Source organism: Pseudomonadota bacterium, from assembly GCA_039196715.1.
Lineage (GTDB): Bacteria > Pseudomonadota > Gammaproteobacteria > CALCKW01 > CALCKW01 > CALCKW01.
In genome coordinates this window covers 14,580-27,144 of sequence record JBCCUP010000020.1, presented here as the reverse complement: position 1 = coordinate 27,144, position 12,565 = coordinate 14,580, and the positions used below count along the sequence as shown (strand labels likewise).

Genomic DNA, 12,565 nt, shown 5'->3' with positions numbered 1-12,565 from the left:
TGCGCGTACCGAACTTCGCGTTCCGAACCCGAACGGCACAACACGGTCAGTCGCGCGGATCCCCATCGAAGTAGGCGTGCAAGGCTGTCAACAGTCTGTCGACATCGGCACTCTCGTTGTGCACGTGCGCCGAGATCCGAACCCGTCCGAACTGGCCGTAGGCCCCCCAGACCTGCACACCGCGCGCGGCAAGATCCGCCCGCAGGCGCTCGACGTGTTCGACCATGAAGCAGGTGTTGCCGGCGCGCCGGGGGTCTTCGGCGGGTGTCATGAGCTCGAGACCAAGGGGTTCGAGGCCCGCGCGAATGGCGGCGCCGAGCGCCAGTGAGTGGGCTTCGATACGCGCTTCGCCGAGTGCGAGCAGCGCGTCGAGTGCGTTGTTCAGCATGTACAGGCTGACGTAAGCCGGGTTGGCCGGCAGGAAGCGGTCGGCCGTGGTTGGCAGGCTGAAGTCGAGTGGCGATTGCCAACCGCCGCTCGTGGCCACGCTGGCCCAGCCGAGAAAGGGCGGTTGCAACTCGGGCAGGCGCGCGCGGTTCCAGCAGAACACGGCCGTGCCGTGGGTGCCGAGCAGCCACTTGTAGCAACTTGACACCGTGATGTCCGCAAGCGAGGCGTCCACCGGCACCACACCGGCCGCGTGTGTGGCGTCGACAAGAAAGAGGGCGCCCGTGGCTCGGATGCGTTCGGACAGGTAGGCGATGTCCATGCGTTGGCCCGTGAACATGCTCACCTGGCTGAGCGCAACGACCCGTGTGCGCGCGTCGACCTGGGCAAGCAGCGCGTCTTCCTCGATGAGCCACGCGGTGTGGCGAACCACACGCACCTCCACGCCGCGGGCTTGCAAGGTGGTCCAGGGCAGGATGTCGGACGGGAACTCGACGTCGGTGACCACGACGTTGTCACCGGCGCGCCAGTCGAGCGCATAGCAGAGCACGTTGATGCCCTCGGTTGCCGAGGACAGGAAGGTGAGCTCGTCGTTCGGCACCTTGAAGAGTCGGGCGCATTTCGCCCGCGCCGCCTCGAACACCGCGTGCTGCAGCCCGCGCGCGGGCTCGCCCTGGCTCTTGTCGAACAGGAACTGCTGCAAGGCTACCGCGTGCGACCGCAAGGTGGGTGCCTCGCCGCCGGTGGCGAAGTGGGCGACCCCGTCGAGGCCATGGAATTCGCTGGCGGGAATCAGCGCGGGGACGGGCATGCGGTGCTCGGGTCGTGGGCGAGGCTGTGGAGCATAGCAAACGCCCGAGATCACCAGGCCGGTGCCGGCGTGCGGCTCAGCCCGACTCGGCGCGCTTGAATGCCTGGTGCTCGTCTTCGACCAAACCGATTTTCCAGTACCCCGACAGATACTGATCCTCGCGGGAAACACCGAGCTCATCGCGCAGGAAACCGCGCAGCGACTTGATCACACCCGACTCGCCCGCAACACAGGTCTGCACGCGACCTGTCGGCCGGGGCAGGTTGCGGATCAAGTCTTCCTGCTGGGTCGAATGCACCTGCGGATCCGGGTGCACCAGCCAATGAATCTCCACGCCTGCGGGCGCATCGATTGTCTGCTCGTCCTCCGCGGCAGTGACTTCGAAGATGGCAACGCCTTTCGCGTCACGTGGCATTGCCTCCAAGGTCGCCGCCGCCACCGGAAGCGCCGATGGATCGGCCGCAACGAGGTACCAATCGGCTTCAAAATGCGTGACCTTGGGCCCGCTGGGCCCCATGAAACCGAGAAAGTCACCGGCTGTGGCCTGACTTGCCCACCGCGATGCCGGTCCGTTGTCCCCGTGCGCAACGAAGTCGATGTCGAGTTCGAGTGCGTCCTCGCGAAAATGGCGCACGGTGTACGTCCGCCGAACCGGGGCCGGCCCGTCGGAGACGCGTGCAACGAACGCGTCGCGCGGCTCGTCCGCTGCCGGAATCAGCAGTTTGCAGTTGCCGCCTTCACAGCCAGCGGGGATTCCCGTCAGTTCCGGACCTGCGAAAGTCACACGGATCATGTTCGGCGTCAGGTACTGCGACGCTTTCACGGTCAGGATGCGCGGACCGCGCCCGGCCACTCGCCGCTTGACCGCATCGCCTACACGCTTCATTACGCTCATGCCATATCTCCCGAATTGAGACAGTAGAGTGGGTGCCGCCGATCGCATTCACAAGCGCATCACGACCGAACAGCGTATTCGGCTTTTGCGAACAGTCGCGCATGCCGGCGGCCATTCAACGGCACAGCCCACCCGCCGGTTTCAGCTGACCGGCAAGTGTTGTGGCGAGAAAATCGAACACCACACGGACCCGAGCGCTGGTGCGCAGCTCGCTGTGGGACGTCAACCACACCGGCATGGTGAGCGGCGGCACCGCGCTCAGCACTTGCCGGACGCGAGGCTCATCCCGGCCGCGGCGCACGTGCGTCAGCCCGATCCCGCATCCGGCCAGCACCAGGGCCCAGGACGTCGCGCTGTCGTCGCAGCGCACACGGAACATCTCGCGTCGGACGGGCACGCCCAGCGCTTCGAGGCTCGTGCGGATCTGGTCGTCGCGGTCGTCGCCGATCAGGTCGTGGTCCGCCAACGCGGCGAGCGACCCGGGCTCACCGCGCTCCGACAGGTACGCGTGCGAGGCAAAGGCACCGAACTCGAGCACACCGAGGTGACGGGTGATGAGGTTCGCCTGCTCGGGTCGAAACATGCGCACCGCGATGTCTGCCTCGCGCTGCAACAGGTTCGCGGTGGCGTCGGTGACCACGAGCTCGATCTCGATGTCAGGCTGGGCCGTGCGCAACGCCGCCAGCACCGGGGGTAACAGCCCGGCGGCAACACCGCGACTGGCAGTGAGTCGCACCGTACCGGACAAGCTGTCCTGTTGACCCGACGCCGCTGCCGCAAAACGGTGACCGGCGGCCGCGATGGCGTCGGCGTACTCCAGCAACCGCACGCCCGTCTCGGTCAACGCCATGCCGTCGCCGCGCCGTTCGAACAGGCTCACCGCGAGTTCGGACTCCAGGGCCGAGACGTGTCGGCTCAGCGTCGCCGGGCTGCGCCCCGTTGCCGTGGCCGCGACAGCCAGAGTGCCGGCGTGAGCAACCGCACAAAAAGACTGGACCCGGGTGAGGTCGGGCGTGGCAGCCGCCGTAATCGTTTCATTAACGGAATTCATGATTCCAATTTTAGCTGTATCGATGCATTTTCGGAATTGTTATACCTGTTGCCCACACTCCAACGCAACAGGCCCCACGATGCGCGCGTCACCCTCCGCAACCACCTGGATTGGTGTCATCACGTTGATTCAATCCGTCCTGATCTTCGTGCCGATGGTGATCCTCGGCAACGCCATTGATTGGCCAAACAGCCTGGATTTCGCGCCCGCGGTCGCGTTGCCGCTGATCCTCGAGCAGTTGCCGGCGGTGCGCCTCGGCTACGGGGTGTACCTCTTTTACTCGGTGGCCTGGGTCGCGGTCGGCGCCGGTCTGGTCTGGGCGGTACGCGACAACCACAGCGCGCTCGGTCCGCTCGCCGTGACCGCGATCGCGTTGATCACAGTCTCGGCACTCGCTCGGGCAGTCGGCATCATCCGCTGGCTGACCGCCTCGACCGTGCTCGCCGAGGCGTACCCGTCTGCAACACCCGAAGCGGCGCGGACCATCGAGCTGATCCAGAGCGCTGTCAATGCCTGGGGCGGGGCCGTCGGCGAACTGCTCGGTGTGTCCCTGTTCGCCGCCGGCTGGCTCGTCTGCGTGTCGGTACTGTTGTTGCGCCAGCGCAGCCTGCCGCGTTGGCTCGGCGCCACGGGCCTCTTGGCAGCCGGGCTGCTCGCCACCCCGGTGGTCGAGCTGTTCGGTTTCACCGCCAGCATCGCCTTGGCGACCAGCGCGCTGCACACCTGGCTCATGGTGGCCGGTGTCGTCTTGGTCTGGTTCGGCACCCGCGGCCGGGCAGAGACCGCGTCACCGTCGCGCTGACGGCAACCGGCGACCCGCTGCGCAACACCCCGAGAAATACGAGCCCTGGGACACGCACGCCCCGGGGCACTCGAAGCCCGAATCGGCGGCACAGCATCGGTGGGTGCAGCCCAAACGCAGGCCCGGCAGGCTGCATGTCACGCCGAGGCGCCTCACAACCTCCACCCGCTGTCGCCGCAGCGCGCGTGAGAGCGATGACGCCGCGCAACGTGCCTGGCGTTTACACAAATTTACGCTTTGCCCCCCTAGTTGCACTATCCTGCTTGCGCGAAAATCCGAGCGGCTTATCCGGTCGGAGTCACCGCGGTGAGGCAACGGTGTGTGGGCGTGCCCAATGTCGCCAAACCGGCCTTTCAGGTCCAGAGGGAACCACACATGAGACTGCTTCGCTCTCTTGCACTGGCGATCACACTGCTCGGCGCAGGGGTCTGGGGCACCGCATCGGCCGAAGGTGTCATCCCCCAAGGCCAGAGCGGCTCGGCCCCGCAGAGCCCGGTCATCGAGGGGCCGTTGACCGAAGCGCAGGCGACTGCGCTGATCTCCCGGCTTTCCGACGAGGCTGTCCGCACCATCCTGCTCGAGCAGCTGGCGACCAAAGCCGAAGAGGCCGTTGAAGATCAGGGTGCGGAGGTCAAGGATTTCGTTCACCACCTGACATCCGGTGCGTTCGCCGGTGTGGTGACGTCGATAGAGCGAGTGCCCATCCTGTTCACCAAACAGGCCGAGGCGTTCCGCACCTTCTACACCGCCCACGGCGCCGACCAACTCGGGCGCTTTGTGCTGGCGTTCCTCGCGCTGATCGCGATCGCGGCGGCGGTGGAGTGGCTGTTCCGCCTCTTCGTCGCGCGTCGGTTCACCATGCCAGAAACGGTCTCCGAGACCAACACCTTGCGGGAGACGGTGTCGCTGCTGACCGCCCGCCTGTTTCGGGACGTCGCGGGCGTGCTGGTGTTCATTTTCGTGGCGCGACAGCTTGGCCCGCTGCTCATCGCCGAACCGCTGTTGATTTACGCCGGCCTGATCGGGTCGAACCTGATTGCCATCCCGCGCATCGCCACCGCGGTCGCGCGTTTCCTCATGGCGCCGAAGCTCCCGGCATTCCGCCTGGTGCACGCCTCGGACACGGTGGCCCGGGCCTCCGTCTTTCACATGTTCTGGTTCGCCGTGCTGATCGGCGTGTCGACCGTGCTGCTGAACTTCAATCAGCTCAACGGTGTCCCGCTCGGCGAAACCCGCCTGGGGTTCTGGCTGAACCTCGCGGTCCACGTGTACGTCGCCCTGGTGGTCTGGCGGTACTGGGACGGCATGGTCGCGATGATGCGCGGTGCGGGCGAGGTGACGCCCATGGAGGCCCGCGTCGCCCGCGCGTTCCCGGCCTTCGCCATCGCCGTGTCCATCGGCACCTGGTGGGTGGTGAACATCCTGGTCAGTTACAAGAACTTTGCGCTGCTGGTGACCTCACCGCACTACAAGACCATGGCCCTGCTGCTGTTTGCTCCGGCGCTGGACACGCTGATTCGTGGCCTGGTTCGGCACCTCGCGCCCGCCATGACGGGTGAAGGCACGGTGGCCGAGCGCGCCCACCGCGCCGCCACGCGTTCCTACATCCGGATTGGTCGGGTGATCATCTTCGGCTGCGTGTTGATTGCTGTGGCGAGCTTCTGGGGCATGTCACCGACAACCATCGCGAGTGCCGGGGTTGGCGAACGGGTCGCGGCGGCGTTGGTCCAGTTCCTCATGATCCTCTCCGTCGGCTACCTGATCTACGAGGTGGTCTCGCTCTACATCAACCAGAAGCTGGCTGCGGAGATCACGGCCTCCGGCTACGACCCGGACAACGCCGACTTCGGCGGCGACGGCGGTGGCTCGGGCGGGTCGCGTCTGTCCACCGTGCTGCCGCTGGTGCTCGCCGTGGCGCGCGTGGCGATCGTTGTGCTCTTCGTGCTGCTCGGCCTGAGCAACGTCGGCATCGACACCACGCCGCTCCTGGCCGGTGCCGGTATTGTCGGTCTGGCTATCGGCTTCGGCGCCCAGAAGCTCGTCACCGACGTGGTCTCGGGCATCTTCTTTTTGGTTGACGACGCCTTTCGCACCGGCGAGTACGTCGAAGTCGAGGGCACCATGGGCACAGTGGAGCGGATTTCGATCCGCTCCATGCAGCTTCGCCACCACAAGGGGCCGATTCACACGATTCCGTACGGCGAAATCCCGAAACTCACGAACTACTCGCGCGACTGGGTGATCATGAAGCTCAAGTTCACCGTGCCGTTCGACACCGACCCGAACAAGGTCAAGAAGATCTTCAAGCGCATTGGCCAGGAGATGCTCGAACACGAGACCCTCGGACAGGACTTCCTGCAGCCCTTCAAGTCGCAGGGCGTCTTCGGCATCGACGATGTCGGTATCGTGGTGCGTGGCAAGTACATGGCCAAACCCGGCAAGCAGTTCATGATTCGCAAGGAGATCTACAACCGTGTCAAAGCCGAGTTCGACGCCGCCGGAATCGACTTTGCGCGGCGCGAGGTGCGGGTGGCCATACCGAGTCTCGAGGACAAGGACACGCTGAGCGAGGAGCAGAAAACAGCCATTGCCGCCGCCGGCGCGCAGGCGGCCCAGGACGGCGCGGGCGGCTCCACCGACGATCGCTGAGCACGGGCACACACCACTGCACACCCGCGCGGGCGCCAACGGGTTTGCGGGCGCATCCGCTTCAACACACCGACGCGGTTGAGCGGTGGGGTGTGCGCTTTCGTGCCCCGGAACAGCTGTCCCGGTGCGCAGCCCGAGTCACGTGTTTGCTCTCCGCTCTCGGTACATTGCGCTGAATTCGCGTGAGTGCGGTTGAGCCGCGCCTGTATCACCTCACGGTGAACGTGAACGCGCCCGTCTGGACATGGCCGTCACCGCTGAGACCACGCCACTCGATCCGGTAGTCTCCGACGCCCGTGGACTCCAGTGGCACGTCGACAGACCGTGTGAATGCCGTGATGTGGCCGGTATTCAGCACGACGGGTTGCTCGCTGACACGTGTCGCGGTGACGCGTGTCACGCGGAAGTCCCGTGTGAAGCTCAGTGTGATGACCTTCGGAGCAGTATCGAGCGTCGCCCCTTCGGGCGGCACCGTGGATTGGAGTGGCGAATGCGCGTGCGCCGCCACGGACAACGAGAACACCGACGCACCAACCAGAGCTCGGATCGTTTGATTTCGCTTCATCAGACACTGCCGTTCTTCCGCCTCAGTTCACCACTGTACCCGTGATTCGTGCCACGTCGGCCTGTCCAGCGCCGGCGAGCCACAACAGACCGCCACAGTCCACGGAGACGACTGTCGGTCCGTCGGTCGGGTTCCGCATTCCGCTGCACCCGAGGTGGTGGCGTTTTGGCGAGGTCAACTGCGCGATCGGGCGGCGGAGCCCGCTTGAAGACCCGTATCAGCGGCCGGCCGAACAGCCGCGAAGGGGGATACGTGGCCCAGACGGCGCGGTCGCATGGCGATCGAACCCCTGTCGAATGCCACCTGTGAGGTCCTAACAGCAGGAAAATGCGGTGCCGCCCCCTTGAGCTTCCAGTGACTGGAAGCATTATAAGGTCGAGGGCATCCACACGACCTGGCTTCATGAGCACACAGATGGACATTCAGCTTGGCATACAAGGCCTGTCGTGCGGCGGCTGCGTGGGTCGCGTGGAACGTGTGCTCGGCGACGTCGACGGCGTTCGCGATGCCACCGTGAACCTCGCGACGGAAACAGCGTCCCTGACCGTCAGCTCCAACGCGGCCCTGGCCAACGCCTCGGCGGCGTTGACGGCGGCGGGCTACCCGCCGCGGCATCGGACCGTCGAGCTGGCGCTGAGCACGCTGAGCTGCGCCTCCTGTGTGGCCCGGGTCGAATCGGCACTGGAGGCAGTACCCCGGGTCGTCAACGCCTCGGTCAACCTCGCCACCGAACGCGCCACTGTGCAAGTGCTCGGCGACACGGTTGACCCCCAGGCGCTGATCAACGCTGTTGTCGATGCGGGCTACCCCGCGCACGTCGCCAGCCACGAGACCGGGCTGAGCCACGCGAAGCGCCAACACGCCGAGACGCGTGAACTGCAGCGCGAGGTCTTCTTGGCGGCCGTGTTGGCCCTGCCCGTCGTCGTGCTCGAAATGGGCGCCCATGCGGTGCCGGGCGTTGCCGCGTTCGTCGAGAACACCTTGGGACAGCCGCTGAACTGGGCGATCCAGGCTCTGCTGACCACCCTGATCCTGGCATTTCCGGGCCGGCGGTTCTTCACCCACGGTTTACGTGCCCTGGCGCGCCGCGCACCCGACATGAACAGCCTGGTGGCGCTCGGCGCCGGTGCCGCGTGGGGTTTCTCGATGGTGGCCCTGTTGCTGCCGGGTGTATTGCCGTCCAACACCCAGGCTGTCTATTTCGAAGCGGCAGCGGTCATCGTGCTGTTGATCCTGGTCGGACGGTGGCTCGAAGCGCGTGCGCGCGGCCGAACCGGTGCCGCCATCCAGGCGCTCTTGGGCTTGCAGGAACGCACCGCACACCGCGTGGCCGGGACGGACATCGTCGATGTGGACGTGGACGACTTGACCGTGGGCGACGTCATTCTGGTGCGACCGGGCGAACGTGTTCCGGTCGACGGGACTGTCATCGACGGCGAGAGCGTTGTCGACGAGAGCATGCTCACCGGCGAGTCACACCCGGTGGCGAAGGCCGGCGGGTCCACCGTCACGGGTGGTACGGTCAACGGCGCTGGCGCGCTGACGGTCGACGTCACGGGCGTGGGTGCCGACACCACACTCGCGCACATCATCCGCCTGGTTCAAGACGCACAAGGCGCCAAACTGCCAGTGCAGAGCCTGATCGACCGGGTCACCACCTGGTTCGTGCCTGCCGTCCTGGCCGCCGCTGTCCTCACCGTGGCGGTGTGGCTTGCGGTCGGCGGCGCCGATGCCGTCTCTCTGGCCCTGGTGGCCGGGGTGTCGGTCTTGATCATCGCCTGCCCGTGCGCCATGGGCCTCGCGACGCCGACCTCGATCATGGTTGGTAGCGGCCGTGCCGCCGAACTCGGTGTGCTGTTTCGCAAGGGCGACGCATTGCAACAGCTGGCGGAGATCAGCCTTGTCGCTTTTGACAAGACCGGCACGCTCACCCAAGGACGACCGGCGGTGACCGACGTGAGGCTATCGCCCGGATTCGTCGAGGACACGGTCATCGCGCTCGCGGCCTCGGTCGAGTCGCACTCCGAGCACCCCTTGGCGGAGGCGTTCCGCCTGCATGCCAGCACACACGCGATCACCCAGCGCGCGGTTGTGGGGTTTCAAACGCACACCGGCCAGGGCGTCTCGGGCACTGTCAACGGCGCGGCGGTGAGGGTCGGTTCCAGCCGATTCATGCTGAGCGAAGGCCTGGATATCGGCGACTTCCATGCCGAGGCGCAGTCGCTCTCGAACGCGGGCAAGACGGTCCTGTACGTGGCGGTCGACGGCGAGCTGGCTGCCTTGATCGGGATCGCAGACCCGATCAAGGCGAACGCGGCCGCGACCATTGCGGCCATGCACGCGCGGGGCATCGAGACGGCCATGATCACCGGCGACAACCAGCCAACCGCCACGGCGATTGCGCGGGCACTCGGGGTTGACCGGGTGGTTGCCGAGGTGATGCCCGACGGCAAGGTCGAGGCGCTGACGGCCTTGCAGGGGACCCACGGCACGGTGGCTTTTGTCGGCGACGGCATCAACGACGCACCGGCGCTCGCGCACGCGGACGTCGGCGTGGCAATCGGCACTGGCACCGACGTCGCGGTCGAGGCGGCCGACGTGGTCCTGATGTCCGGTGACCCGTTCAGGGTGTGCACGGCGCACCGTGTGTCTGCGGCCACCATGGCCAACATACGCCAGAACCTGGCCTGGGCTTTCGGTTACAACGTGGCGCTGATCCCGGTGGCAGCCGGCGCCCTGTACCCGCTGTTCGGCGTGCTGCTGTCGCCGATGTTTGCGGCCGGCGCCATGGCCTTGTCGTCGGTGTCGGTGTTGACCAACGCGCTGCGCCTGCGACGCATCGCTGCAGGTGAAAACGACAGGGCAGAGGAGGGCGCCAGACCATGAACATCGGGGACGTTGCGACGCTGTCCGGGCTTCCGGCAAAGACGATTCGCTATTACGAAGACATCGGCCTGGTGAAACCCGAGCGCGGCGCCAACGGGTACCGCAGCTTTGCCGAAAGCGATGTGCACAAACTGACTTTCCTCGGTCGTGCCCGCACGCTCGGCTTTTCAATCGAGGACTGCCGTACCCTGCTTGGCCTGTACGAAGACCAATCGCGCGAAAGCGCCCAGGTGAAAGCGGTGGCCCAGGGACACTTGCGCGCAATCGAAGACAAGATGGCGCAATTGCAAGCCATGCACACCACGCTCTCGGCACTGGTCGAGGCCTGCCACGGCGACAGCCGACCGGACTGTCCCATCCTGACCGACCTTTCGGGTGCGACGTGATCGCCCGGGGCCGGAAGCAACGCGGACTCTACGCCGTGTCTGGTACGTCGCCGCTTCGGCGCCTGGCGCACGCAGGTGACCCGTTGAGGAGTGAGGTCGGTGGGGCGCGTGCGAGAGCCGAGCGCGCTGACTCGGTGTGTAGCGACAACCACACCCGAGTGCGAATCCGACACGACCCGAATCCGGCTCGACCATGACACAGCCACGTCGCCCGTGCCTGAGCGTGATTGCCGTGGCGTGGCTCAACTTCACGCTGTCCCACACGCCAGCGCTCGCGGAACACGAACTCGACGGTCGGGATACCCGGTTCGGCGAGTCAGTGTACGTGACGAATTGCGCCGTCTGCCACGGCGCGCTGCTCGAGGTGCAGCCGGACTGGCGCGTCCGCAAGGCCGACGGCAGCCTGCCGGCCCCGCCGCACGACGAGACCGGCCACACCTGGCACCACGACAACGCCTACCTGTTCACGTACACGAAGTTCGGCGGCGCTGCCGTGATGGCGCGCCTGGGTTTCGACGACATGCGCTCGGGTATGCCGGCATTCGGCACGGTGCTGGACGACGACGCCATCTGGGCGGTGCTGGCGTTCATCCGGTCGACCTGGCCGGACGAGATCAAGGCAATCCAGGCCGAGCGCAACCCGGACCACTGAGGCAGACCGGGTTGCGCCGTGGCCCGTTCGCGTCAGCGCAGGGCAGTGGCTTCGAGCTCGACCAGCAGCGTCGGCATGGCGAGGCGGGTGACGCCGATCAACGACATCGGCGGTCTGGCCTGCAGCGGACCGAGCCGCGCACCGAGCAGGTCGAAACCGGCGAGTGTTGCATCGACGTCGGTTGAGTACACCGTCAACCGCACGACATCGGCGAAGCCCATGCCGCCTGCAGTCAGGGTCGCTTCGAGGTTGTCGAGGGCGAGCGCAAGTTGCGCTCGCATGTCACCGTCATGGCAGGGTGTGCCGTCGGCGTCCACGGCGGTCTGGCCCGCACAGAAGAGCTGCGCCGTCGCGCCCTCAACGCGCTCGGCCTGGTTGTAGCCAAGCGGGAGGGACCAGGTCCAGGGATTGATCGCTGTGCGTGTCATGCTGTCGTGCTTCCGTTTGAAGGTGTGAGGACAGGGTACTGACACCCTGCTGACAGCATGGTGTCAGCAGACTTGACGCATACTGCGCACACCCCCGGAACCGAGCCGAATCCCGCATGCGCCGAGCCGACCGCCTGATGAAGATCGTGCACCACCTGCGCCGCCGTCGCCGTGCCGTGACCGCACAACAGATCGGCGCCGTGTTCGACGTCAGTGCGCGCACCGTCTACCGGGATATCCAGGCGCTGATGGACGCCGGTGTGCCGATCGCCGGCGAGGCGGGTGTCGGCTACGTGATCGACAAACGCTATTACCTGCCACCGGTGACCTTCGACGCCGACGAGCTCGATGCCATCGCACTCGGTATGAGCATGGTGCGCCAGTGGTCGGATGAGCGCTTCGCGGCCAAGGCCGACAGCGCCATGGCGAAGATTCACGCCGTGTTGCCCGCCGAGTTGCAAACCGAGCTCGAGCAACTCACGACCTACGCCGGGCCGGGTGACCCGGAACCGCCCTGGGAGGTCGGTTTGTCTGACCTGCGCGCCCACATCCGCGCACGCGACACCCTTGCGCTGCGCTACACCGACGCCGCTGGCGCAGTGACACAACGCCGGGTGCGTCCGCTTGCGCTGGTGTTCTTCGCACCCGCCTGGTTGTTGGTCGGCTGGTGTGAGCACCGTCGCGGTTTCCGCCACTTTCGGCTCGACCGCATCGGCGCACTCGAACCGACCGGCACGCCGTTCGTGGACACGCCAGGCGCCACCCTGGCCGACTACTGGGCGATGGAGTCCGCGTGTGCGCCGGCCTGAACGACGCCTCGGGTGCAACGCACCGACTCCGGCAACGCCCGCGCACGTGCCACGGTGAAACTCACGCTGTGCCAGCGCATCAGAGCGCTGATGCCGCAGCCAATCCGAGGACCTGAACCGGTGCCACACGCAGCCCCAACCCGAAGAACGCGCCCGTGAGGGCGTCGGTGTGGCTTGCGAGGTCACGCTGTCGGTGGTTGCTGGCGGCTCTCGTCATCCCGTTGCTCGGCTGCAGCGGCGACCC

At 66.4% G+C, this 12,565-nt stretch carries 12 protein-coding genes; 6 read left to right on the top strand and 6 right to left on the bottom strand.

The annotated features are described in order from the left end of the window. Nucleotides 1-46: 46 nt before the first annotated feature. The 3 genes from AAGA11_09280 to AAGA11_09270 form a co-directional block, all read right to left on the bottom strand. Entirely contained in the window at nucleotides 47-1,198 is a 1,152-nt protein-coding gene (locus tag AAGA11_09280) for an aminotransferase class V-fold PLP-dependent enzyme (GenBank protein MEM9603042.1), read from the bottom strand. A 76-nt stretch (nucleotides 1,199-1,274) separates the two neighbouring features. Beyond that, nucleotides 1,275-2,084, bottom strand: coding sequence for a siderophore-interacting protein (locus AAGA11_09275; GenBank protein ID MEM9603041.1), 810 nt, complete (start codon nucleotides 2,082-2,084; stop codon nucleotides 1,275-1,277). 124 nt (nucleotides 2,085-2,208) lie between these two features. Further along, nucleotides 2,209-3,144, bottom strand: coding sequence for a LysR family transcriptional regulator (locus AAGA11_09270; GenBank protein MEM9603040.1), 936 nt, complete (start codon nucleotides 3,142-3,144; stop codon nucleotides 2,209-2,211). 79 nt (nucleotides 3,145-3,223) lie between these two features. Here AAGA11_09270 and AAGA11_09265 point away from each other — a divergent pair, with 79 nt between their 5' ends. Together AAGA11_09265 and AAGA11_09260 are read left to right on the top strand one after the other, a co-directional pair. Beyond that, nucleotides 3,224-3,946 carry a DUF4386 family protein gene (locus AAGA11_09265; protein ID MEM9603039.1) on the top strand — a complete coding sequence of 241 codons (723 nt, stop codon included), beginning with the start codon at nucleotides 3,224-3,226 and terminating at the stop codon, nucleotides 3,944-3,946. A 375-nt stretch (nucleotides 3,947-4,321) separates the two neighbouring features. Next, complete coding sequence (locus tag AAGA11_09260) at nucleotides 4,322-6,595, top strand: mechanosensitive ion channel family protein (GenBank protein MEM9603038.1); 2,274 nt, start codon at nucleotides 4,322-4,324, stop codon at nucleotides 6,593-6,595. 208 nt (nucleotides 6,596-6,803) lie between these two features. On the opposite strand, the gene AAGA11_09255 is transcribed toward AAGA11_09260, so the two are convergent. Next, a complete protein-coding gene (locus AAGA11_09255; protein MEM9603037.1) occupies nucleotides 6,804-7,160 on the bottom strand; it encodes a copper resistance CopC family protein in 357 nt (118 codons plus the stop codon). Nucleotides 7,161-7,562: 402 nt separating this feature from the next. Between AAGA11_09255 and AAGA11_09250 the strand changes: the two genes are divergently transcribed. The 3 genes from AAGA11_09250 (at nucleotide 7,563) to AAGA11_09240 (ending at nucleotide 11,084) form a co-directional block, all read left to right on the top strand. Continuing rightward, on the top strand, nucleotides 7,563-10,046 hold the full coding sequence (locus AAGA11_09250) for a heavy metal translocating P-type ATPase (GenBank protein ID MEM9603036.1): 2,484 nt from the start codon (nucleotides 7,563-7,565) through the stop codon (nucleotides 10,044-10,046). Continuing rightward, nucleotides 10,043-10,432, top strand: coding sequence for a Cu(I)-responsive transcriptional regulator (gene cueR, locus AAGA11_09245; GenBank protein MEM9603035.1), 390 nt, complete (start codon nucleotides 10,043-10,045; stop codon nucleotides 10,430-10,432). Before AAGA11_09250 ends, cueR begins: the two co-directional genes overlap by 4 nt. A gap of 193 nt (nucleotides 10,433-10,625) precedes the next feature. Then, the gene (locus AAGA11_09240) at nucleotides 10,626-11,084 is read left to right on the top strand and encodes a cytochrome c (protein MEM9603034.1); all 459 of its coding nucleotides are present in this window, start codon (nucleotides 10,626-10,628) and stop codon (nucleotides 11,082-11,084) included. Between the two features lie 32 nt (nucleotides 11,085-11,116). Here the strand turns inward: AAGA11_09240 and AAGA11_09235 are convergent, their stop codons facing one another. After that, on the bottom strand, nucleotides 11,117-11,512 hold the full coding sequence (locus tag AAGA11_09235; protein ID MEM9603033.1) for a Rid family hydrolase: 396 nt from the start codon (nucleotides 11,510-11,512) through the stop codon (nucleotides 11,117-11,119). Between the two features lie 116 nt (nucleotides 11,513-11,628). On the opposite strand from AAGA11_09235, the gene AAGA11_09230 reads away from it, so the two are divergent. After that, nucleotides 11,629-12,321 carry a YafY family protein gene (locus AAGA11_09230; protein ID MEM9603032.1) on the top strand — a complete coding sequence of 231 codons (693 nt, stop codon included), beginning with the start codon at nucleotides 11,629-11,631 and terminating at the stop codon, nucleotides 12,319-12,321. Between the two features lie 79 nt (nucleotides 12,322-12,400). Here the strand turns inward: AAGA11_09230 and AAGA11_09225 are convergent, their stop codons facing one another. Continuing rightward, nucleotides 12,401-12,538 (bottom strand): hypothetical protein, encoded by a 138-nt coding sequence (locus AAGA11_09225; GenBank protein ID MEM9603031.1) that lies wholly within the window; start codon nucleotides 12,536-12,538, stop codon nucleotides 12,401-12,403. Nucleotides 12,539-12,565 lie beyond the last annotated feature (27 nt).